This window comes from Methylophilus sp. 14 (assembly GCF_015354345.1).
Lineage (GTDB): Bacteria > Pseudomonadota > Gammaproteobacteria > Burkholderiales > Methylophilaceae > Methylophilus.
In genome coordinates this window covers 757,881-779,550 of the sequence record NZ_JADKYS010000001.1, presented here as the reverse complement: position 1 = coordinate 779,550, position 21,670 = coordinate 757,881, and the positions used below count along the sequence as shown (strand labels likewise).

24 protein-coding genes and 1 tRNA gene are annotated in these 21,670 nt (G+C 50.9%); 3 read left to right on the top strand and 22 right to left on the bottom strand.

Going from position 1 to position 21,670, the window contains the following annotated elements:
- Positions 1-15 precede the first annotated feature (15 nt).
- The 20 genes from INP78_RS03945 to INP78_RS03850 all read right to left on the bottom strand — a co-directional run bounded on the left by INP78_RS03945 (position 16) and on the right by INP78_RS03850 (position 17,862).
- Complete coding sequence (locus INP78_RS03945; protein ID WP_194740854.1) at positions 16-1,524, bottom strand: NADH-quinone oxidoreductase subunit M; 1,509 nt, start codon at positions 1,522-1,524, stop codon at positions 16-18.
- Positions 1,524-3,608 carry an NADH-quinone oxidoreductase subunit L gene (gene nuoL, locus INP78_RS03940; protein WP_194740853.1) on the bottom strand — a complete coding sequence of 695 codons (2,085 nt, stop codon included), beginning with the start codon at positions 3,606-3,608 and terminating at the stop codon, positions 1,524-1,526. The genes INP78_RS03945 and nuoL overlap by 1 nt, the downstream gene beginning before the upstream one ends.
- Before the next feature lie 5 nt (positions 3,609-3,613).
- Positions 3,614-3,919, bottom strand: coding sequence for an NADH-quinone oxidoreductase subunit NuoK (nuoK, locus tag INP78_RS03935; RefSeq protein ID WP_019881823.1), 306 nt, complete (start codon positions 3,917-3,919; stop codon positions 3,614-3,616).
- Between the two features lie 2 nt (positions 3,920-3,921).
- The gene (locus tag INP78_RS03930) at positions 3,922-4,548 is read right to left on the bottom strand and encodes an NADH-quinone oxidoreductase subunit J (RefSeq protein WP_194740852.1); all 627 of its coding nucleotides are present in this window, start codon (positions 4,546-4,548) and stop codon (positions 3,922-3,924) included.
- 17 nt (positions 4,549-4,565) lie between these two features.
- Positions 4,566-5,057: an NADH-quinone oxidoreductase subunit NuoI gene (gene nuoI / locus INP78_RS03925; RefSeq protein ID WP_194740851.1), complete on the bottom strand. Its 492-nt coding sequence runs from the start codon at positions 5,055-5,057 to the stop codon at positions 4,566-4,568.
- 39 nt (positions 5,058-5,096) lie between these two features.
- Complete coding sequence (gene nuoH / locus INP78_RS03920) at positions 5,097-6,125, bottom strand: NADH-quinone oxidoreductase subunit NuoH (protein WP_194740850.1); 1,029 nt, start codon at positions 6,123-6,125, stop codon at positions 5,097-5,099.
- A gap of 1 nt (position 6,126) precedes the next feature.
- Positions 6,127-8,559 carry an NADH-quinone oxidoreductase subunit NuoG gene (nuoG, locus tag INP78_RS03915; protein ID WP_194740849.1) on the bottom strand — a complete coding sequence of 811 codons (2,433 nt, stop codon included), beginning with the start codon at positions 8,557-8,559 and terminating at the stop codon, positions 6,127-6,129.
- 26 nt (positions 8,560-8,585) lie between these two features.
- Positions 8,586-9,920, bottom strand: a complete 1,335-nt coding sequence (gene nuoF / locus INP78_RS03910; protein ID WP_194740848.1) for an NADH-quinone oxidoreductase subunit NuoF — start codon at positions 9,918-9,920, stop codon at positions 8,586-8,588.
- Between the two features lie 9 nt (positions 9,921-9,929).
- Positions 9,930-10,409: an NADH-quinone oxidoreductase subunit NuoE gene (nuoE, locus tag INP78_RS03905; protein ID WP_194740847.1), complete on the bottom strand. Its 480-nt coding sequence runs from the start codon at positions 10,407-10,409 to the stop codon at positions 9,930-9,932.
- Positions 10,410-10,466: 57 nt separating this feature from the next.
- Entirely contained in the window at positions 10,467-11,720 is a 1,254-nt protein-coding gene (locus INP78_RS03900) for an NADH-quinone oxidoreductase subunit D (RefSeq protein ID WP_019881814.1), read from the bottom strand.
- Positions 11,713-12,309 (bottom strand): NADH-quinone oxidoreductase subunit C, encoded by a 597-nt coding sequence (locus INP78_RS03895; RefSeq protein ID WP_194740846.1) that lies wholly within the window; start codon positions 12,307-12,309, stop codon positions 11,713-11,715. The genes INP78_RS03900 and INP78_RS03895 overlap by 8 nt, the downstream gene beginning before the upstream one ends.
- Positions 12,310-12,354: 45 nt before the next feature.
- Positions 12,355-12,834, bottom strand: coding sequence for an NADH-quinone oxidoreductase subunit B family protein (locus INP78_RS03890; protein ID WP_018985714.1), 480 nt, complete (start codon positions 12,832-12,834; stop codon positions 12,355-12,357).
- A gap of 6 nt (positions 12,835-12,840) precedes the next feature.
- Positions 12,841-13,170, bottom strand: coding sequence for an NADH-quinone oxidoreductase subunit A (gene ndhC / locus INP78_RS03885; protein ID WP_036307833.1), 330 nt, complete (start codon positions 13,168-13,170; stop codon positions 12,841-12,843).
- Positions 13,171-13,316: 146 nt separating this feature from the next.
- Positions 13,317-13,401, bottom strand: a tRNA-Leu gene (locus INP78_RS03880).
- A gap of 6 nt (positions 13,402-13,407) precedes the next feature.
- Entirely contained in the window at positions 13,408-13,752 is a 345-nt protein-coding gene (secG, locus tag INP78_RS03875; protein ID WP_194740845.1) for a preprotein translocase subunit SecG, read from the bottom strand.
- A 65-nt stretch (positions 13,753-13,817) separates the two neighbouring features.
- Positions 13,818-14,603 carry a triose-phosphate isomerase gene (gene tpiA, locus INP78_RS03870; RefSeq protein ID WP_194740844.1) on the bottom strand — a complete coding sequence of 262 codons (786 nt, stop codon included), beginning with the start codon at positions 14,601-14,603 and terminating at the stop codon, positions 13,818-13,820.
- A 141-nt stretch (positions 14,604-14,744) separates the two neighbouring features.
- Positions 14,745-15,824, bottom strand: coding sequence for an alkene reductase (locus INP78_RS03865; RefSeq protein ID WP_194740843.1), 1,080 nt, complete (start codon positions 15,822-15,824; stop codon positions 14,745-14,747).
- 102 nt (positions 15,825-15,926) lie between these two features.
- Positions 15,927-16,499: a YceI family protein gene (locus INP78_RS03860; protein ID WP_194740842.1), complete on the bottom strand. Its 573-nt coding sequence runs from the start codon at positions 16,497-16,499 to the stop codon at positions 15,927-15,929.
- Positions 16,500-16,538: 39 nt separating this feature from the next.
- Positions 16,539-17,111, bottom strand: a complete 573-nt coding sequence (locus INP78_RS03855) for a flavodoxin family protein (protein ID WP_194740841.1) — start codon at positions 17,109-17,111, stop codon at positions 16,539-16,541.
- Positions 17,112-17,151: 40 nt separating this feature from the next.
- Positions 17,152-17,862, bottom strand: a complete 711-nt coding sequence (locus INP78_RS03850; RefSeq protein WP_194740840.1) for a pirin family protein — start codon at positions 17,860-17,862, stop codon at positions 17,152-17,154.
- 104 nt (positions 17,863-17,966) lie between these two features.
- On the opposite strand from INP78_RS03850, the gene INP78_RS03845 reads away from it, so the two are divergent.
- From INP78_RS03845 to tadA, 3 genes are read left to right on the top strand one after another with little or no spacing between them, the layout of a single operon-like run.
- Complete coding sequence (locus INP78_RS03845; protein ID WP_194740839.1) at positions 17,967-18,884, top strand: LysR family transcriptional regulator; 918 nt, start codon at positions 17,967-17,969, stop codon at positions 18,882-18,884.
- A 35-nt stretch (positions 18,885-18,919) separates the two neighbouring features.
- Positions 18,920-19,375, top strand: a complete 456-nt coding sequence (locus tag INP78_RS03840) for a phosphate-starvation-inducible PsiE family protein (protein WP_194740838.1) — start codon at positions 18,920-18,922, stop codon at positions 19,373-19,375.
- A gap of 4 nt (positions 19,376-19,379) precedes the next feature.
- Complete coding sequence (gene tadA, locus INP78_RS03835; RefSeq protein WP_194740837.1) at positions 19,380-19,856, top strand: tRNA adenosine(34) deaminase TadA; 477 nt, start codon at positions 19,380-19,382, stop codon at positions 19,854-19,856.
- 79 nt (positions 19,857-19,935) lie between these two features.
- Here the strand turns inward: tadA and INP78_RS03830 are convergent, their stop codons facing one another.
- Positions 19,936-20,856, bottom strand: a complete 921-nt coding sequence (locus tag INP78_RS03830) for a PEP-CTERM sorting domain-containing protein (protein WP_228522629.1) — start codon at positions 20,854-20,856, stop codon at positions 19,936-19,938.
- Positions 20,828-21,664, bottom strand: a complete 837-nt coding sequence (locus tag INP78_RS03825) for a PEP-CTERM sorting domain-containing protein (RefSeq protein ID WP_194740836.1) — start codon at positions 21,662-21,664, stop codon at positions 20,828-20,830. The genes INP78_RS03830 and INP78_RS03825 overlap by 29 nt, the downstream gene beginning before the upstream one ends.
- Positions 21,665-21,670 lie beyond the last annotated feature (6 nt).

Below are 21,670 nucleotides of genomic sequence, written 5' to 3'. Positions count from 1 at the left end.
TTCTAAAATCCTGCCTTAATAGCCTGTGACGGGCAATTTGGAAATCGCCATGTGTTTCAGGAACTCTGCACTGGTGGCCTGCATCACTTCAGTCAGTGGTTGCGGATAGACACCGAAACCAATCACCAGCAAGGCCAAAATACCCAAAATCAGGAACTCGCGCTTGTTGAGGTCGCTCAGTTCAGCCACGTGGTGGTTGGTCACGTTGCCAAAGAACACGCGCTTGGTCATCCACAAGGTATACGCTGCACCAAAAATCAAGGTCGTGGCCGCGAAGAAAGCGACCCAGAAATTAAATTTGACCGCCGCCAGAATCACCATAAACTCACCAACGAAGCCTGAGGTACCTGGCAAGCCACTGTTGGCCATGGCAAACAGCACCGCAAAGGCAGCGAACACCGGCATTTTATTGACCACACCACCATAAGCCGAGATCTCACGGCTATGTACACGGTCATACAGCACGCCTACGCTCAGGAACATGGCAGAGGAAATAAAGCCGTGCGAAATCATCTGCACCACGGCACCCTCGAGTGCCAACTGGCTAAACATAAAGAAACCCAGTGTGACAAAACCCATGTGTGAAATAGAGGAATACGCAATCAGCTTCTTCATGTCTTTTTGCACCAGGGCAACCAGCGCAATATACACCACTGCAATCAGTGACAGCACAATCATGGCGGTACTGAAATAATGCGCTGCATCTGGTGCAATCGGCATGGCAAAACGTAGGAAGCTGTAGCCGCCGAGTTTCAGTGCAATCGCCGCCAGCACCACAGAGCCGCCAGTGGGTGCTTCAACGTGGGCATCCGGCAGCCAGGTATGCACCGGCCACATTGGGATTTTCACCGCAAACGCCATAAAGAAGGCAATGAAGATATAAATCTGCGCCTGCATGCTCAGTGGCAACAAGTAGTAATCAGCCAGTTCAAAACTACCGGTTTGATGATAGAGGTAGATGAACGCCACCAGCATCAACAATGAACCCAGCAAGGTATAGAGGAAAAACTTAATGGTTGCGTAGACGCGATTCGGTCCGCCCCAGATACCAATCACCAGGAACATTGGGATCAGCATAGCTTCCCAGAACACATAGTAGAGAATGGCGTCCAGCGCAGTGAATACGCCAATCATGATGCCGCTCATGATGAGGAAAGCGGCCATATACTGGGCAATATGCTTGGTAATCACTTCCCAACCGGCCAGCACCACAATCACGGTGGTGAAGCTGGTCAGCAACACCAATGGCATGGAGAAACCATCCACGCCCAGGTGGTAATGCATATTAAACGCAGGTACCCAGGGCAGCAGCTCTTCAAACTGGAAGAAACCATCCTGCACATCAAACAAGGTGTACAACGGCAGCGTCACTAGGAAACTGACCAGACTACCGGCCAATGTCAGCCAGCGCGTCAATGTGGCTTTGTGGTCGCCGCCGAGCAGCAAGACCAGCACGCCAGACAACACCGGCAGCCAGACGGCCAGACTTAACCAGGAAATACTTGTGAGGTCGGCTTGCATCATTAGTTTATTTTGATAAAGAAAGTCATGAGAAGGAATACGCCGATAATCATGGCAAAGGCGTAGTGATAGATTAAACCGGATTGCAGGTTGCGCATTTTGGCAGCGATTTTACCCATGGTATTGGCGGTGCCATTGACCATGGCGCCATCAATCAGCGTAATATCGCCAAATTTCCACAACAGGCTACCCAGGCAACGTGAGCCACCGGCAAAAAACTTCTCGTTAAAGCTGTCAAAGCCGTATTTGTTTTCTAGGATATTGTAGATCACGCCGCAACGCGCCTTGATGGCTGCCGGGATATCCGGGCGCTTCATATAGAAGAACCATGACAGCAACACACCTGAGGCCGCCAGGAAGAATGGCAGGCTGGTAAAACCGTGAATCGCCATGCCCGCCGGGCTATGCATGAATTCGTGGTAATGATGCGCCAGGTGCTCCATCGCCGGATGCGCTTCAGGATTGACGAAAATGACATTCTTGAAGAAATCGCCATACAACATCGGTTCCAGCGCAATATAGCCAATCACCAGGGACGGAATCGCCAGCAATGCCAGTGGCAGAGTCACTACCCAACCTGGCTCATGCGGGTTGTCATTCGGGCCCAGGCCATGGTGATGATCTTCATCGTGTGCGTGGTCCTCATCATGATGCGCATCGTCATGGTGTGCATCTGCGTGATCGTTGCTGGCTGCATGTGCATGGTCATCATGCTTGGCATGGCGCCATTTTTCCTCACCGTGGAAGACCAGAAAGTACAAACGGAAAGAATAAAATGCTGTGACAAAGACGCCGACGATCACGGCAAAGTAAGCAAAGCCACTACCAGGAATATGCGACAACTCAACCGCTTCGATAATACTGTCTTTGGAGTAGAACCCAGCAAAGAACGGCGTGCCGATTAAGGCCAGAGAGCCAATCAGCGACGTGATCCAAGTCACAGGCATATATTTTTTCAAGTTACCCATATTGCGGATATCCTGGTCGTGGTGCATGCCCATAATCACCGAGCCAGCGCCAAGGAACAGCAAGGCTTTAAAGAAGGCGTGTGTCATCAGGTGGAAAATTGCCACCGAGTAAGCAGACGCGCCTAATGCCACCGTCATATAGCCCAGTTGCGACAAGGTAGAGTAAGCCACGACACGTTTGATATCGTTCTGGATAATGCCGAGGAAACCCATAAACAGCGCAGTAATCGCACCGATGACCATCACTGTGGACAAAGCAGTGGTCGATAATTCATACAGCGGTGACATACGGGCCACCATAAAGATACCAGCCGTCACCATGGTCGCGGCGTGAATCAAGGCTGAAATCGGTGTTGGGCCTTCCATTGAATCTGGCAACCATACGTGCAAAGGCACTTGTGCGGATTTACCCATGGCACCGACAAACAGCAACAGGCAAGTCACAGTCATCAATGACCAGTTGCAGCTACCCAGCAAATTGACCTGGGTCTCCGCCAGACCTGGCGCACGCTGGAACACCGTCGCATAATCCAGGCTGCCAAAATAATACAACACCATGCCGATGCCCAGCAGGAAACCAAAGTCCCCTACCCGGTTCACCAAAAACGCTTTGAGGTTGGCGTAAATCGCGGTTGGGCGCGTAAACCAGAAACCAATCAGCAGGTAAGACACCAGGCCTACCGCCTCCCAGCCAAAGAACAACTGCATAAAGTTGTTGCTCATGACCAGCATCAGCATGGAGAAGGTAAACAGTGAAATATAACTAAAGAAGCGGCTATAACCTGGGTCTTCTGCCATATAACCGATCGTGTAGATATGCACCATGAGTGAGACAAACGTCACCACAACCATCATCATCGCACTCAGGTTGTCGATGAGAAAGCCCACCTCGAAATGCACGTCACCTGAATCCAGCCAGGTATATATCGCTTCATTCAGGGTAAAACCGCTCAGTGTCTGGTTAAAAATATAAGCAGACAACACAAACGCAGCACCAACACCCGCAATGGTCAGCACATGGCCAGCCCAGCGCGGCAGAAAGTTGCGGAAAATACCGACGATGGCAGCAGCCAATAATGGCAGCACCGGAATCAACATCAAGATTTGTTTTATTGTCATTATGCTTAACCTTTTAACTGATCGAGATCGTCGACGTTGATGGTACGCAAGTTACGGAACAACACCACCAGAATCGCGAGACCAATCGCAGACTCTGCGGCGGCCACGGTCAGGATAAAGAACACAAATACCTGACCAGCGATATCGTTCAGGTAATGTGAAAAGGCGATAAAGTTGAGATTCACAGCCAGCAGCATCAATTCGATGGCCATCAGCAAAATAATCACGTTTTTGCGGTTGAGGAAAATCCCAATCACACTGATGGCAAACATCAGTGCGCCCAAAATCAGGTAATGTGACAAACCGACCATGATTACTTTTTCTCCTCTGTCGGCGCTGCCGGGGCTTCTTCTACTTCGGCAGGCATAGACACAATGCGCAGACGGTCGTTGCGCTTCACTTTGACCTGCTCGGCAGGGTTCATGGATTTGTTATCTTTGCGTTCACGCAAAGTGAGCACAATGGCTGCGATCATCGCTACCAGTAACACCACGGCAGCCAGTTCAAAGGGCAGCAGATAGTCCGTATACAACACTTTGCCCAAGGCAGCGGTATTGCTGTAATTGGCGGGTAACTCTACCGCCTCACTTGGATGCAGGTTTTTTTCTGCCAGTACCATGGTCATCTCGACCACCATCAAGACACCAATCAGACCGGCCATGGGCAGATACTCCCAGAATCCCTCGCGTAACTTGTCGAGGTTGATGTCCAGCATCATCACCACAAACAGGAACAACACCATGACGGCGCCAACATAGACCAAAATCAGGGCAATGGCCAGAAACTCAGCTTCTAGCAGCAGCCAGATACCGGCTGCCGTAAAAAAAGCCAACACCAGAAACAGCGCCGCATGCACCGGGTTGCGTGTAGTGATCACACGAATGCCAGAAAACAGCAAAATGGCTGACAGTACGTAAAAAACAATATCGGTAAATAACATGATTATCCTGTCTGCGCTTATCGATAGACTTTATCCTGGGCGCGGTCTTCTGCAATCTGTGCCTCGTACTTATCGCCCACTTCCAGCAGCATTTGCTTGGTGTAAAGCAAGTCACCGCGCTGCTCGCCGTGGTAGTCAAAAATACGCGTCTCCACAATGCTGTCTACCGGGCAGGACTCTTCACAAAAGCCACAGAAAATACACTTGGTCAGGTCAATATCGTAGCGTGTGGTACGACGGGTGCCATCTTCACGCTGGTCAGACTCAATGGTAATCGCCATTGCCGGGCAAACGGCTTCGCACAATTTACAGGCAATGCAACGTTCTTCGCCATTCGGGTAGCGACGCAATGCGTGCAGACCACGGAAACGGTTCGATTGTGGCGTCCGCTCTTCCGGATACTGAATCGTGATTTTCTTGGCAAAGAAATAGCGTCCGGTCAGTGCCATGCCTTTCAGCATTTCCACTAACATCAAACTGCCTAATGTATTTTTAATCGAATTCAACATGGTAAGGTTTCCAAAATCCCTGTTTGTGCAGCGCCCGGTTTAGTGGAACAAATAAGCCCATTGCGTTTGCATCATCGCCCCCACCACAACAATCCAGACCAGCGTGATGGGAATAAATACTTTCCAGCCCAGACGCATGATCTGGTCATAGCGGTAGCGCGGAAAGGTCGCTCGGAACCACAGAAACAGGAACAATAAGAAAGCCACTTTTGCCAGCAACCACAAAATGCTGTCTGGCAGGAACGGCACTGGGGACAACCAGCCACCGAGGAACATCAACGCCGCTAGCATGGAGACCAGCATCATGTTGGCATATTCAGCCAGGAAGAATACGGCAAACGCCATGCCGGAATACTCGACGTGGAAACCAGCCACAATCTCGGACTCACCTTCGGCCACGTCAAACGGCGCACGGTTGGTTTCAGCCACGGCACTGATGAAATACACCACAAACAGCGGGAACAGTGGCAGGAAATACCAGTGCCAGAAACCGCCCTCCTGGCCCATCACGATGTTGCCCAGATTCAAGGAGTTAGCACACATGAGTACGCCCACCAGGGTGAAACCCATGGCAATCTCGTAAGACACAATTTGAGCCGCTGAGCGCAACGCACCTAAGAAAGCATATTTGGAGTTGGAGGCCCAACCCGCAATAATCACGCCATATACCGCGACTGAGGTCATGGCCAGAATATACAACAGGCCTGCATCGACATTGGCTAACACCAAGGTCGCATCAAACGGAATCACCGCCCATGCCGCAAACGCAGGTGCAATCGCCAACACCGGGCCAATAAAAAACAATGCCTTGTTAGAAGCGGTAGGCAGGATGATTTCTTTAAACAGCAGCTTTAAACCATCCGCCAATGGTTGCAACAGGCCAAAATAACCCACACGGTTAGGGCCGATACGTACCTGCATAAACCCAATCACTTTACGCTCTGCCAGGGTAAGGTAAGCGACGCCTATCATCAGTGGCAACACAATGGCCACGATCTTGATCAGCGTCCACACTACCAGTTGCACGTCTGCCCAGTAGGATCCAAATAATTCAGCAAAGAATTGCATGTTATGCCATCTCGGTCAGTTGTTTTTCGTAAAGCGCCACTTGATCAGCCGTGGCTTTAGCAATGGTGATGTCACCCATGAGGTCGCCCAGACCCGCGGTTAACGGATGGGCCGCGGCGACACGTACGCAGCCTTTGGCCACATGGTTATCTACGCGCACCTTGAGTACTGCACTGCCCTTGTCCTGGCTGGCGACCACAATATCACCATCCTGCAATCCCAACTCAGCCAATTGCTCAGCACGCATGCGCGCCATCGGCCGGATGTTGTATTTGGTTTTTCGCAACGGGGCAGAACGACGCACAATCGGGTCAAATTCGTATTGCGGCACTTCCCCAATCCGTTGCAGGCCGTCTTTTTTGATATTGACCTGAATCTCTACCAACTCTTTCAAGTTGTTGTTCAGGCTGCGCCACACCACGGCAGAAGGTTTTTCACCATTGAAAATCGCGTTTTTGACTTCTTCTGAGCTGTTGTAATCAAAGCCAGGCAAGCCCAGGGTATTGGCCAATACACGCAAGACTTTCCAGCCAGGGCGGGTTTCACCCAGTGGGCGAGTTACGGCCTGGAAGCTTTGTACGCGGCCTTCCATGCTCATAAACGTACCAGAGGTTTCAGTGAACGGTGCAATCGGCAACAAAATGTCAGCGTTATCCAGCGCAGCAGATTTATAAGCCGTGAGTGCAATCACGCACTCGGCTTTCGCCATTGCCTCACTCGCCAACGCCGCATGCTGGCAATCCAGCTCAGGCTCAATGTTCAGCAACAGGTAGGCCTTGCGTGGCACTTCAATCATGGCGCGGGCATGCATCCCGGTAGCAGACGGCATGACCCCCATCAGGTGCATACCGGTGCTATTCGCGGCCGGCGGCAAGATACCGCCTTTGGCGCCTGTGATACCACCGATGGCTTCAGCCATACTGTACATCTCGGTAAAACGTGGGTCACTCAAGGCCATATTGCCAAGGAAAATACCGACTTTAGGCGCGATCAGGATCAACTCTTCACTGATACCAGCCAGGCACTCGGCGATTTTCTGTGTGTTTGGACGAACCTGGATTTCTTCCAGCAATGTATTCAGGGTCGGTGGCAAGCACAGTGACAGCTTTTGCAAGCCGGACATGGCTTTCAGAATCTGGCCTAGCACATTGACCATATCGTTAGGACGCACAATGACCTTATGCGCGATATCCATCAATGGGTCGTTATCCAGCGGGCTGACTATGCACAGCTCAGCACCATTCGCCACCGCCTTGCGGATACGCTGTGCCAGCAATGGATGCTCGTTGCGCAGATTAGAACCAATCAGCAGGATACGATCCAGCTCTTCGATTTCCTGGATATTGCAGCCCATCCATGGCGTGCCTGTCCGTTTACCATCCAGGCGGAAATCGGTCTGACGCAGACGATAATCTACGTTGCCACTGCCCAACCCTTCAGCCAGTTGCTTGATGAGGTAACCCTCTTCCATGGTGCTGTTGGGTGACACCAGCACGCCCAAGGCATCGCCGCCATATTCTTTGGTGATGTCTTTCAACTGACCTGCGGCAAATTCCAGCGCGGTTTTCCAGTCGGTTTCCTGCCATTGGCCGTTGTGCTTGATCATAGGCACTTTCAGGCGGTCCGGGCTATTGAGGCCTTCGTATGAGAAACGGTCACGATCAGATAACCAGCACTCGTTAATCGACTCTTTTTCACGCGGCAACACACGCATGACCTTGTTGTCTTTAACATGCACTTCAATATGTGAGCCCAAGCCATCATGCGGGGCAATCGAAGGTCTGCGTACCAGCTCCCAGCTACGGGCAGAATAACGGAACGGTTTGCTGGTCAATGCGCCTACCGGGCACAAATCAATAATGTTGCCGCTGAGCTCCGAGTTCACAGACTGGTCAACATAAGCGGTAATTTCAGCATGCTCACCTCGGTTGACCAGGCCTAATTCTTGCATGCCGCCGACCTCTTTGAGGAAGCGCACACAGCGTGTACATTGAATACAACGTGTCATATCGGTGCTCACTAGCGGACCGATATTTTTATTGAACACCACCCGTTTTTCTTCGGTATAACGCGAGCCAGAGGCACCGTAAGCCACGGCAATATCCTGCAAATCACACTCACCACCCTGATCGCAAATCGGGCAATCCAGCGGGTGGTTAATCAGCAAAAATTCCATCACACTTTGTTGCGCTTCAACGGCTGATTTACTACGAGTATAAATCTTCATGCCATCGGCCACCGGCGTCGCACAGGCTGGCAGTGGCTTGTTGAATTTTTCTACCTGCACCAGACACATACGGCAGTTGGCAGCCACGGACAGCTTTTTGTGGTAACAAAAGCGCGGGATGGCGATGCCTGCCGTATCCGCAGCATCAATAATGGTGCTGCCGTGTTCGACTTCTAGTGGTTTGCCGTCAATTTCGATGTTTAGCATGTGATTACCGTTAAGCTTGATAGCGTTTATTTACCATCGACCATGGACTTGCCATGCTGGATGTAATATTCAAATTCAGGACGGAAGTGCTTGATAAAGCTCAATACCGGCGTCGCTGCCGCATCGCCCAGCGCGCAAATGGTGCGGCCAGAAATGTTATTGCTTAAATCTGTCAGCAAATCCAAATCTTCCATTTTGCCTTTGCCGTCTACGATGCGCTCAATAATGCGGTAGACCCAGCCCGTGCCTTCACGGCATGGCGTACATTGGCCACAGCTTTCTTCATAAAAAAAGTAGCTCAGGCGCTTGAGCGTTTTCACCATACAGGTCGTTTCGTCCATGACGATCATGGATCCCGCGCCCAGACTGGAACCTGCTTTGCTCAGGCCATCATAATCCATGGTGGCATTTTCGATGGCGCTGGCTGGCATCACCGCAGTGGACGGGCCGCCTGGAATCACGGCCTTTAACTTGCGGCCTTTCCAGATACCACCGGCCATTTCCAGCAAGTCTTTAAAAGGCGTGCCCATTTTAATTTCATAGTTGCCAGGCTTTTCAACGTGGCCAGACACCGAGAACAATTTACTACCGCCGGAGTTAGGCACGCCGAGGTCAGCAAAGGCTTGACCACCATGCTGCATAATCCACGGGATAGAGGCATAGCTTTCAGTGTTGTTTACATTGGTCGGTTTGCCAAACACGCCATAACTGGCCGGGAATGGCGGCTTGAAGCGTGGCTGGCCTTTTTTGCCTTCAATCGACTCAATCAGTGCGGTTTCTTCACCACAGATATAAGCGCCATAGCCATGCACGGCATATAAATCAAAACTAAACTCTGACCCAAACAGGTTTTCACCCAGGTAACCTGCCTCGCGTGCTTCAGCCAGGGCGGCTTCAAAAATCTCGTAATCCTGCCAGATTTCTCCGTGAATATAGTTGTAGCCCACGCGCGCACCCAAGGTATAAGCCGCAATCGCCATACCTTCAATCAACTGATGCGGGTTGTAACGGATAATGTCTCGGTCTTTAAACGTCCCAGGCTCACCTTCATCCGTATTACAGACCAGGTACTTGGTACCATCGTAATACCGTGGCATAAAACTCCACTTGAGGCCGGTTGGAAAACCTGCGCCACCACGGCCACGCAAATTAGAGACTTTGACCTGGCTGATAATCTCAGGCGCTTTGACTTTCTCAGCCACCAGGCGCTTGAGCTGCGCATAGCCGCCCAGTTTTTCATAGGTAGCCAGTGAGGCTGGATTGTCTTCTGTCAGCGTACGCAAGGTCACCAGGGTTTGACCAGCCAACTCGGTTTTGACCACAGGTTTAGTGTTCACTGTCGCGTTTGAAGTCTTTGCCATGTCAGTTCCTTAGCCCTTGTTCAACTCGTTAATGAGGGCATCCACTTTTTCAGTGGTCAAGAATTCGTGCATTTCGCTGTTATTCACATGCAATAACGGTGCACCGCCACAACAGCCCATGCACTCGCCTTCTTTGAGGCAAAACTTGCCGTCCGCTGTGACTTCGTTAAAACCAACACCCAGCTTATGCTGCAAGTGTTCCACAATCTCGTCCGAGCCGCGCAGCATGCAGGAGATATTGGTACAGATCGTGATCTTGTGTTGGCCGACTGGCTCCAGATCGTACATATTGTAGAAAGTCGCTACTTCCAGCGCAGCGATTTCCGGAATACGCAAATACTTGGCGACTTCAGAAATACTTTCCTTAGACAACCAGCCGCGTTCCATTTGTACAATCCGCAAGGCCGACATCACGGCCGCCTGACGTCTGTCTTTTGGATATTTCGACAGTTCGTATTCAATCTTTTCAATGGATTCTGCACTGAGCATGCTTGTACCTTGTCTTTTCGATCCGTGCTATCTCTTCGTTCCGTTGATGCGTTCGGCTTATCTGTCGATCTCGCCGAACACAATATCCTGTGTCCCAATAATCGCCACTAGGTCAGCAATCATGTGACCGCGTGTCATTTCATCCAATGCGGCCAAGTGCGGGAAACCCGGCGCACGGATTTTCAAACGGTATGGTTTATTGGCGCCATCCGACACCATGTAAATGCCGAACTCGCCTTTGGGATGTTCTACCGCCGCATAAGCTTCGCCTGCAGGCACATGAAAGCCTTCGGTAAACAACTTGAAGTGGTGAATCAAGTCTTCCATATTGGTTTTCATGCCTTCACGGTTAGGCGGCGCAATCTTGTTATCATCAGTAATCACCGCACCTGGATTTTTGCGCAGCCAATCGATACATTGCTTGATGATACGATTGGACTGGCGCATTTCTTCCACGCGCACCAGGTAACGGTCATAACAGTCGCCGTTCACACCAATCGGGATATCAAAGTCCATTTTGTCATAGACTTCATACGGCTGTTTCTTGCGCAAGTCCCAGGCGATACCAGAGCCACGCAACATGGCACCCGTCAAGCCCAGTGCTAACGCACGCTCAGGCGTCACTACGCCAATACCTACCGTACGCTGCTTCCAGATACGGTTATCAGTTAACAGGGTTTCGTATTCATCAACATAAGTTGGGAAACGCTTGGTAAAGTCTTCAATGAAGTCCAGCATGGACCCCTGGCGGTTCTCATTGAGTTTTTTGATTTCGTCTGCGCTACGGAACTTGGTGGTTTCGTGCTGCGGCATTTTTTCCGGCAGGTCACGATAGACGCCACCCGGGCGGTAATAGGCCGCATGCATACGCGCGCCTGAGACGGCTTCATAGACATCGAACAAATCTTCACGCTCACGGAATGCATATAAAAATACCGTCATCGCGCCAACGTCCAGCGCATGTGCTCCCAACCACAGCAAGTGGTTGAGGATACGGGTGATTTCGTCGAACATGACGCGGATATACTGCGCACGCACAGGCACGTCTATGCCGAGCATTTTTTCAATCGCCATCACGTAAGCATGCTCGTTGGCCATCATGGACACATAGTCCAGACGGTCCATATAAGGCACGCTTTGCAGATAAGTACGGTTTTCGGCCAGCTTTTCTGTGCCGCGATGCAGCAAGCCAATATGCGGGTCAGCACGCTGAATCACTTCACCGTCCAGCTCCAGCACCAAACGCAACACCCCGTGCGCCGCAGGATGCTGCGGGCCGAAGTTCATCGTATAGTTTTTAATTTCAGCCATGGTGAGCACCCTCGTCACGAATCACGCGCGGCACATTGTTCCGCTGATCAATAGACACTGGCTGATAAATCACGCGCTGCTGCACCGGGTCATAACGCATTTCAACATTACCAATCATGGGGAAATCTTTACGGAAAGGATGACCAACAAAACCATAGTCAGTCAGCAGGCGGCGTAAATCGGGGTGGTTTTCAAACATGATGCCATACAGGTCAAATGCTTCGCGCTCAAACCAGTTCGCTACTGGCCAGATATCGACCAGGGTCGGGAATACTGGGAAGTCATCATCTGCGGCAAACGCGCGGATACGTACACGCTGATTCAGGCTCACAGACAGTAAATGCAACACGACAGCATAGCGCTGACCTTCCCAGCGACCATCCCCGTAATCGGAATAATCGACGCCACACAAGTCAATCAACTGTTCAAACTTAAGCTCGGCATGTGTTTTGAGTTTTTCTGCGACAGCCAGCAGGTGTTTCACATGTACTTCTACTGTGATCTCACCCAGCTTCTGTTCCAGCCTGACCACACCATCACCCAAGGCCAACTTGAGCTGCGCGGACAAATGTTCGAGTTTTGCGGACATAGTTTAATTTCTTGGGCTTAAGTATTTGCGTTTTTTGATCTGAAATCAGGTTCTGGCGATGGTGTTGGTGCGCTTGATTTTCTTTTGCAACTGGATAATGCCGTACAACAAAGCCTCAGCTGTTGGCGGGCATCCAGGCACATAGACATCTACCGGCACGATGCGGTCACAGCCACGCACCACCGCATAAGAGTAATGATAATAACCGCCGCCGTTGGCACAGCTACCCATGGAAATCACCCAGCGCGGCTCAGCCATCTGGTCATACACTTTACGCAAAGCGGGCGCCATTTTATTCACCAGCGTACCAGCGACAATCATCACGTCAGACTGACGCGGACTAGGACGGAACACAATCCCAAAGCGGTCCAGATCGTAACGTGAAGCACCAGCATGCATCATTTCCACCGCACAGCATGCCAGGCCGAATGTCATCGGCCACAAAGAGCCGGTCCGCGTGTAGTTAATCACTGTGTCTAGCGTGGTAGTGACAAACCCTTTTTCCAATACGCCTTCAATGCTCATTTTGCATTAATCCCATTCAAGGGCGCCCTTCATCCATTCAAAGATGAAGCCGACCACCAATACAAACAAAAAGACCATCATTGCCCAGAAGCCAGCGGATCCAATTTCCTGAATCACCACCGCCCACGGGAAAAGAAATGCAATTTCGAGATCAAACAGAATAAATAGAATGGCGACCAGATAGTAGCGCACATCGAATTTCATGCGGGCATCTTCAAATGCCTCAAAGCCGCACTCATAAGGAGAGTTTTTTTCCGCATCAGGTTTGTGCGGAGAGAGAATTTTACCTGCAAGCAACGGCCCCAAGCCTACGCCCAGGCCGACCAGGATAAACATCAGAATTGGGAAATAGTTTTCTAACACTGATTTGCCTTAATCGATCATGTTAACAAGTTATTTCAATGCATCCTGCTCAACAGCACATTGAAATACTCCCAAATAACCAATTCCCATCCAGCCACGTCGTCAACACAACATGGGACTGGTGCCGTCGGCGAGACTCGAACTCGCACGACTTTCGTCACTACCCCCTCAAGATAGCGTGTCTACCAATTCCACCACGACGGCTAAATATTAATTAGGAATATCTTTGGGTGTATTTTCAACTGGCTTGGCAGCTTCAACTGCTTCACCTTTGGCCGGAGCCTGTTGTGTCAACGCAGATTTAACCACGCTGCCAGAACCCGCTTTATGACTGGACATAAATGCCAGCGTCAAGCTAGTTGCAAAAAACACTGTAATAAAAATCGATGTCAGCTTGCTGAGCAAGTTAGAAGAGCCGGAGACACCGAACAAACTGCCGGAGGCACCACTTCCAAAGGCGGCACCCATATCGGCGCCCTTGCCATGCTGTAATAAGACCAAGCCAATCACGGCAGCGGCTGCCAACACATGAATGACGAGAATGACATTTTCCATATTTCTTAATCCGATAATTTAATAACGATACGGCTTTTGGCTCTTTCGCTATTGAGCTAGAGGTACTATTTTACAGGCACGGCCTCACATATTTTTATAAATTGCCCAACATCTAACGAGCAACGACCGACCAACGCACCATCTATTTCCTTCTGATTTAATAATTGTACCGCATTTTGCGGGTTTACGCTGCCCCCGTAGAGGATTTTTAAGCTATCCGCCGCGGTTTTATCGGCAGCAGCAACGGTGTCACGAATAAACTGGTGCATGGCCACGGCTTGTTCGGCCGAAGCTGCCAGGCCCGTGCCGATGGCCCAAATCGGCTCATAAGACACAATGGTGTGCGCAAATGCCTCGCCACCAAACAGGCGGATAATCGTTTCCAGCTGCTTACCGACCACGCGCTCCATCACGCCCGCCTCGCGCTCCAGCAAGGTTTCACCGACACACAAAATCGGCGTCAAACCATGCCGTTTGGCCATCATGAATTTCTCGGCAATATTTTCATCCGATTCGCAATAGGCAGTACTGCGCTCGGAATGGCCGATGATGACATGACGCGCGCCAAAGTCGCGCAACATCTCCGCACTCACTTCACCGGTATAAGCACCCTCTTCATACTTGGCAATGTTTTGCGCGCCCCAAGCCACAGATGTACCAGCCAACACGGACTGCATTTGCGCCAGGTAAGGGTAAGGCACACAGACCACGACATCGGTTTGCGGCAATGATTGCAAGCCTTGCAGATAGCCATCAAGCAAGGTCTTGTTGCGGGCAAGGCTGCCATGCATTTTCCAGTTGGCAACCACCGTTTTGTGCGGTGATAAGGGAGGGATATCAAGACGGGACATGCAGAAATTAACTCACAATGTGCGGAGCGTTAGCTCGTTTGAATTCGCGTTGCGCGAATTTTACGCCCGCACACCGTGAGCGGCAAGCACAACAGGGCATATCGCAACGAATCGATAGCATTCGCGCGACACACCCATTGATTAAGCCGTCAAAAATGGATAATCGGTATAACCATGCTCGGTGCCACCATAAAAGGTTGCCGAATCTGCGGCATTGAGTGGCGCATTGCTGGCAAAGCGCGCCACCAGGTCAGGGTTGGCAATAAACGGTACGCCGTAAGCCACCGCATCGGCGTGGCCGCTGGCAATCGCCGCGTCACCGCGTGCCTTGTCATAACTGAGGTTAGCAATATAGCCGCTGTTAAACAATTGACGGAACGTCGCAAAATCAAACGGCTCAGACTCACCACCGCCATGAATGCCTCCTTCAACGGCATGCAGATAAGCCAGGTTAAATTGATTCAGCGCCTGCGCAACATAATTAAACGTCTGCTGCGGCTGGCTATCCCGCATATCATTAAACGGATTCACTGGGGATAAACGCACACCCACTTTGTCAGCACCTATGGTATCCACCACGGCCTGCACCACCTCTAGCAACAAGCGCGTACGGTTTTCAAGTGAACCGCCATATTGGTCCTTGCGCTGATTCGTACCGTCGCGCAAAAACTGATCTAGCAGATAACCATTAGCCGCGTGCACCTCCACGCCATCAAACCCGGCGGCAATCGCGCAACGCGTGGCATGCACATAATCTTGCACAATCGCAGGCAGCTCTGACACATCCAGCGCCCGTGGTGTCACATAATCTTGCAAACCTTGATACGTAAATGCCTGCCCCGCTGGCTTGAGGGCAGAAGGTGCCACTGGCGTCGCCTGGTTAGGCAACAGGCTAGGATGGGAAATACGGCCTACATGCCACAACTGAATAACAATTTTGCCGCCTTTGGCATGCACGGCATCGGTGACTTTTTTCCAACCCGCCACTTGCGCATCGGTATAAATACCTGGCAAAGCCGGATAACCATGCGCCATGGGTGAAATCGGCGTGGCTTCGGTAATAATCAACCCTGCGGTTGCACGTTGCTCGTAATAAGTGACGTTCATTGCCTGCGGCACACCGCCCTCACCTGCACGATTGCGCGTCAACGGTGCCATCACCACGCGGTTTTGCAAGGCAAGGCTGCCTAGCTCAACTGGGGAAAACAAATCCAATGCCATATTCATCTCCATTTATCTTTAATTGCGCGCGAAAATAGCTGTGCGGACTTGAACACCCAGCGCAAGTCCGCACAGCCATCACGATCTAAAAATAGCAAAAAATTATTTCGCCTTGACGCCTTCGATCAACAAGGTGATTTCAATATCATCACCCACTGGTGCATTCGCACCGGTGGCCCAGCCAAAGCCATAATCTGACGCCTTGATGGTCAAATGACCTTCAAAACCCGCACGTTGACCGCCCCATGGATCAGCACCATAACCCAACACTTTCACTGGAATATCCACCAATTTGGTCACGCCATGCATCGTCAGCTTGCCTTGCATCACCGCCTGGGTCTGATTGCTGGCCGTAAACTTGGTGCTTTCAAACAAAATCTGCGTGTACTTGCCCACATCCAGGTATTTATCCGCCTTGATATGCTCGTCACGTTTACCGAAACCAGTATTCACGCTGCTGACATTAATCGCCGCACGCACAGTGGCCGTGTTCAGGTTGGCAGGATCCAAAGTCACCACACCGGTCACATCATTAAACGTACCCGTGGTTTTTGACACCACATGGCGAATGCTAAAGTTAGCAAAGCTATGTGTCGCATCAATATTGTAAGTATCCGTTGCCGCCCACACTTGTGTGGCTGTTAACAAACCCAGCGCAAGAATGATTTTTTTCACTTATTGTCTCCTTAGTTTTTGAAGGGTAAAGCCGCTGCGTTATGCGGATTTAGAAAATCGTTTAGTGACGGTCGCGACACGCTCACCCAAGTGCTCAGCGGTCAGCAAATCACTCTGAATCGGTGCCAGGTCCGGGCCTTGGTCAGAGTTAGCTTGCGCCATCGCGCCCAAAAAGCTACCCAAACGATTTAAGTCGTTGACCGACCCATTGCTGTGATTGTTCCCTGGCATCAAGCCCAAACTGACCCAGATCATGCCATGCTGCGCTGCGAACACTGACAATTGCGACAAGGTACTCAATTTATCGCCACTCTGGCTGGCCGAGGTAGTAAAACCGGCGGCAATCTTGTCTTGCCAGTCACGGGTAAACCAGGCTTTGGAGCTGGCATCCATAAAGGCTTTAAACTGGGCAGAAGCGGAACCCATATAGGTTGGGCTACCAAAAATAATCGCATCACTAGCCTTGAGCACATCCCACTGCTGCTGCGCCTCGTCCACAGTTAACAAGTTCACTGTCACGCCCGCCACTTTTTGTGCGCCACGCGCCACCGCTTTGGCCTGCTCAGCCGTATGGCCATAACCACTATGATAAACAATCGCAACTTGAGTCATTTCCTAGCTCCTTATCAACTATTCAAAAATTATTCCGCAACTATTCCGCCTCTGGCGGCAAATCAAACCACAACACTTCGCTCTCATGCACTGCGCGCATGCTTAACTCATTAGATACGTCCACCATCAGCGCATCCCCGGCCTGCAGACGCTGACCATCAATCTCGACCTCGCCGCGGGCAATATGCAGATAAGCCGAGCGACCGGCCATCACATGCACAGGCAGCGCTTTATCGGCAGTCAACACCGTTGCATACAGTGACACATCCTGATGTACTTTTAATGACCCCGCCTGCGCACCTGGCGAAGCAATCAATGCCCAGCGGTTTTGCTTGTCTGCCAAAGGAATCGTTTTGTCCTCATAACTAGGTGGCAATCCCAGGGTGTCAGGCGTAATCCAGATTTGCAATAAATGTGCGGTCGCTTCACCAGAGGCATTCATCTCACTATGGCGCACACCGGTGCCCGCCGTCATGCGCTGCACATCCCCGGCGCGGATCACTTCACTGTGACCCATGCTGTCGGTATGGCGCAACTCGCCTGCCAGCATATAGGTGATAATTTCCATGTCCTGGTGGCCATGCATGCCAAAGCCTGTCGTCGGGGCGATCTTGTCATCATTAATCACGCGCAACACGGAGTAGCCCATATGTTCAGGATCGTAATAGCTGGCAAAAGAAAAACTGTGAAAGCTTTCCAACCAGCCATGATTCGCGTAACCACGGGCATTTGAAGGGCGAACATGTAACATTTATTCACTCCATTTGAAAGATTAAATGTATGATAAAAAAACACTTAATCTTTTGATAGCAAAACATTTTGCATTTCTTGTTCAGTTTTTTTGATTAACCTCTCATGACGATTAAACTTAGCCTGGAAGCCCTGGAAGTCATTGATGCCATAGACCGCAAAGGAAGCTTCGCCGCCGCCGCGGAATCGCTTTACCGCGTGCCCTCTGCGCTCACCTACACCATACGCCGCCTCGAAGAAGATCTGGGACTGGAGTTATTTGACCGCAGTGGCCACCGCGCCACCCTCACGCAAGCGGGCATAGAGTTACTAAAAGAAGGACGCTATTTGCTCGACGCCGCGCATGCGCTTGAACGTCGCGTACAACGGATTGCCACTGGCATTGAAACCGATATTGCCATCGCAATCAGCGACTTGTTCGACTTTACACCTGTGTTAAATATCCTCGAGTCGTTTTATCAGCAAGGCTTTGGTACGCGGATCAAGCTGGTGCGGGAAGTCTATGGTGGCAGCTGGGATGCCCTGCAATCGGGTCGTGCAGATATTTCGATTGGCGCGCCGGGCGATCCGCCGCCAGGTGGAGGCTTTGCCACCCACCTCCTGGGTCAACTGGAATTTGTGTTTTCCGTCGCGCCGCATCATCCGCTGGCGCAATTACCCGAACCCCTTAGCGCGAGTGATATCGTGCAGTACCGCGTGGTAGCCGCCGCAGACAGCTCCCGCAATCTACCGCCCCGCACCTCAGGCATACTCTCGGGGCAGGATGTATTAACCGTACCAGACATGCAAACCAAGTTGCAGGCCCAAATGGCAGGCATCGCCATCGGCTACCTGCCGAAATTCATGGCGCAAGCAGCGGCGGCACAAGGCAAACTCATCCTCAAGCAAGTCTCAGAGCCCAAACCTGTCGGCCCGACTTTTATCGCCTGGCGGCAACAACGCCCCAGCGAGATGGGCAAAGCCATGCAATGGCTGCTCAAAGAATGTTGCGCATTATCGCTGGAGCAATTGCTGGATAAATGATTTATCATCCTGAAAAACAAGACACAGGACGCCGCATGTCACAAGAGCAACTTCCCGAAGAGTTTGAACCGCTCAACCGCATTGCCATCAAAGCCATGCTCTGGCTCAACGGCCTGGCGCACATCATCATCGGCCTGGCGCTGGCCACCTCGGTCATCATGTTTACCTGGCTGTTTTTTCTGGATGTGAAAGAAGCCGCTTATGCACATAACCTGGTGCATGGCTTTTTGCGCGCACTGGGCACATTAATGCTGCTGTGGTCTATCTCGGCATTGATCTCAGCTGAAATCCGTTACCTGCGTGGCCATAAACTGCTGGTGGAAACGTTTATCGAGGTGGTGCTGGTGATGTTTTTGCGCAAACTGATTGTGTTGCCGGTGCAAGACGCCACCCCGACCTATGAAGAAATTGGTATCTGGCTAGCTGGCGCATTTACCATGAGCCTGGTGTATATCCTGATTCGCCTGGCCGATAAAAACAGTAGCAGATAGCCCAATGCAAGACGAAGACTTTATGCGCATAGCCATGGCACTGGCCGCAGAAGCTGCCAGCCTGGGCGAAGTGCCGGTCGGCGCCGTGGTAGTCAAAGACGGCATGGTCATCGGCCAAGGCAGCAACGCGCCGATCAGCCTGAGCGACCCCACAGCACATGCTGAAATTCAAGCCATGCGTGCAGCAGCCCAGCATTTGGGTAACTACCGCCTGGTCGACTGCACCCTCTATGTCACGCTAGAACCCTGCGCCATGTGCAGCGGCGCCATCCAGCATGCGCGCATCGCCCGCCTGGTCTATGGCGCCAGCGACCCGAAAACCGGCTGTTGTGGCAGTGTGGTCAACTTGATGGCCGAACAAAAGCTGAATCACCATTGCGAATTGATTAGCGGCGTATTAGCGGAGGAATGTGGCGCACTGTTGAGTGACTTTTTCCGGCAGCGCAGATTAGCTAAATCCAAACGACCAATTGACACCTAGCGCACTTATTTTCAGATACTCATAAAACAACAAACCCGCCAATGGCGGGTTTGTTGTTTGCAGCCGAACTTAAACTTAATTAAGCAGATTTACGACGGCGAACGATACCACCGATCAGGCCTAAACCAGCCATCATCATAGCGAAAGTTTCAGCTTCTGGTACAACAGTTGCAGAGGTTGCCAATACGTTCAAACGGTAGTTCAACCCTGTGTTAGAGCCGTTCACAATACTGTTACCCCAGTAACCATTTGAAGCCATACCACCACCGTTTGCAGCCGTGTTACCACGGATACGAATCCAGAAGTATGCATCAGGCGCATCTGCGTCACTATTGTGCTGAACCGCATTTGCTAACAATTGATCAACTGAAAAGCCAGTGTAAGCAGCGATACCGCCATTTAGGTAGTCAATTGTTGAAAACTGACCGTTGGTAAATGTGCTGGTTGCAAAGTTGATTTCTTGACCAAATGCAGGGTCTGAAGCGTCACCGCCCCAACCACCAACGGGTGTTGATGTTGCACAGTTAGTGCCGTAACCAACACAACCATTTTCTTCCCACTCAATATTGGAAGTATTCAAACCTGCTACATGACGCACGTTATCGCTGCCTAGCAACTCAGTACCAGCAAAGTTCATCTCATAGGATGAAATCCAAACTGCACCGGTGTTACCAGAAGCAAACTGGCTCAAATTGCTCAAGCTCACAGTCACGCGTACACCATCACCTGCTGACAAATCTGCCAGATCGGTCACGGTGACAGTACCGACGCTATTAGCAGTCGTACCGTAATTATTTGTGGCGATAAAGTTCAAGTCAAAAATGGCAGTTTTAGCAGAAGCTTGTGCAGAAACAGCTAACAATGCAGCCAGTACAGCAGTTTTAATTACGTTTTTCATCAATTCACCCCTCAATAAAGGGCGGTTTTCACCGCCCATGTTCGATATTTTTAAAAATAAAAAGTCTTTGCTATTAAGCTTGTTTTTTCTGACGGCGGGCAAAGGCGATTGCACCCAGACCCAACATCATCAAAGCGTAGCTTTCTGGCTCTGGCACTGCAGTAGGTGCATAGCCTGCCAGGAACTCGCCAACAACCGCTTGTCCCTCTTCACCCGCTTGGTAATAACCGATTGCATTCGCAGCTAAAGCAAATGCAGTCGCATCTGTTTTTACCAGATAGAGGCCAGAAATAGGGTTACCTTCTTCTGGGCTGATATCGGCCTGAAAACGGATCAAATCGGCATCCGCATCAAATGGGCCATCGAGCTCAAAGCTATCGGTACGCGCCGCGTTATACATACGCAAGTCATTGTCACCGATATACGCCCAAGCAGCTGCAGTTGAGTAGTTGGTAAAACCACCGCGGTAGATAAAGTTCAACTCAACTTCGAACTCCTCACCTTCCTCTTCTTCACCAACCTCTTCCTCAGCTTCGAGGATTAAGCGGGTACCGAACACCAACTTACCATCACGCGAGTCTTGATAAACAAAGTCATACAGATCACCGACTTCTTGACCTGCTAACTGAATATCATCGTTTTCTCTGAATGAGAGTAAATTCAATGTACCACTACCACCTGTTGCGTTATAGCTGATAGTTTGCGCAACCAGACCATCAAACCCGGTTGCCCAAGTGATGCCAGTGGCATCCAGAAACAACTGATCCGCAACAGGATTAGTTGCACCACTTACAACAGTAGCATCTGGTGTGGTGTAAGGTACGTTAGTAAAATCACCCGCAACAGCTGTTGCAGTGCCCAAGGAAAAAACAGCGGCAGCGACTGCCAGCTTCAAAGTAACTAATTTCATTGCATA

Coding starts and splice junctions, on each gene's coding strand:
- nuoF (WP_194740848.1), bottom strand. CDS start 9,920: ATGGCAAAGACTTCAAACGCGACAGTGAACACTAAACCTGTGGTCAAA.
- tpiA (WP_194740844.1), bottom strand. CDS start 14,603: ATGTCCCGTCTTGATATCCCTCCCTTATCACCGCACAAAACGGTGGTT.
- INP78_RS03855 (WP_194740841.1), bottom strand. CDS start 17,111: ATGACTCAAGTTGCGATTGTTTATCATAGTGGTTATGGCCATACGGCT.
- secG (WP_194740845.1), bottom strand. CDS start 13,752: ATGGAAAATGTCATTCTCGTCATTCATGTGTTGGCAGCCGCTGCCGTG.
- nuoL (WP_194740853.1), bottom strand. CDS start 3,608: ATGACAATAAAACAAATCTTGATGTTGATTCCGGTGCTGCCATTATTG.
- INP78_RS03900 (WP_019881814.1), bottom strand. CDS start 11,720: ATGGCTGAAATTAAAAACTATACGATGAACTTCGGCCCGCAGCATCCT.
- nuoK (WP_019881823.1), bottom strand. CDS start 3,919: ATGGTCGGTTTGTCACATTACCTGATTTTGGGCGCACTGATGTTTGCC.
- INP78_RS03825 (WP_194740836.1), bottom strand. CDS start 21,664: ATGAAATTAGTTACTTTGAAGCTGGCAGTCGCTGCCGCTGTTTTTTCC.
- nuoG (WP_194740849.1), bottom strand. CDS start 8,559: ATGCTAAACATCGAAATTGACGGCAAACCACTAGAAGTCGAACACGGC.
- INP78_RS03890 (WP_018985714.1), bottom strand. CDS start 12,834: ATGAGCATTGAAGGCGTATTGGAAAAAGGGTTTGTCACTACCACGCTA.
- nuoE (WP_194740847.1), bottom strand. CDS start 10,409: ATGCTCAGTGCAGAATCCATTGAAAAGATTGAATACGAACTGTCGAAA.
- INP78_RS03845 (WP_194740839.1), top strand. CDS start 17,967: ATGACGATTAAACTTAGCCTGGAAGCCCTGGAAGTCATTGATGCCATA.
- INP78_RS03840 (WP_194740838.1), top strand. CDS start 18,920: ATGTCACAAGAGCAACTTCCCGAAGAGTTTGAACCGCTCAACCGCATT.
- ndhC (WP_036307833.1), bottom strand. CDS start 13,170: ATGTTTATCCTGGTCGGCCTGGGCGTAGGCTTGGGGCCGTTGCTTGCA.
- tadA (WP_194740837.1), top strand. CDS start 19,380: ATGCAAGACGAAGACTTTATGCGCATAGCCATGGCACTGGCCGCAGAA.
- INP78_RS03930 (WP_194740852.1), bottom strand. CDS start 4,548: ATGTTATTTACCGATATTGTTTTTTACGTACTGTCAGCCATTTTGCTG.
- nuoI (WP_194740851.1), bottom strand. CDS start 5,057: ATGTTGAATTCGATTAAAAATACATTAGGCAGTTTGATGTTAGTGGAA.
- INP78_RS03850 (WP_194740840.1), bottom strand. CDS start 17,862: ATGTTACATGTTCGCCCTTCAAATGCCCGTGGTTACGCGAATCATGGC.
- INP78_RS03865 (WP_194740843.1), bottom strand. CDS start 15,824: ATGGCATTGGATTTGTTTTCCCCAGTTGAGCTAGGCAGCCTTGCCTTG.
- nuoH (WP_194740850.1), bottom strand. CDS start 6,125: ATGCAATTCTTTGCTGAATTATTTGGATCCTACTGGGCAGACGTGCAA.
- INP78_RS03945 (WP_194740854.1), bottom strand. CDS start 1,524: ATGATGCAAGCCGACCTCACAAGTATTTCCTGGTTAAGTCTGGCCGTC.
- INP78_RS03895 (WP_194740846.1), bottom strand. CDS start 12,309: ATGTCCGCAAAACTCGAACATTTGTCCGCGCAGCTCAAGTTGGCCTTG.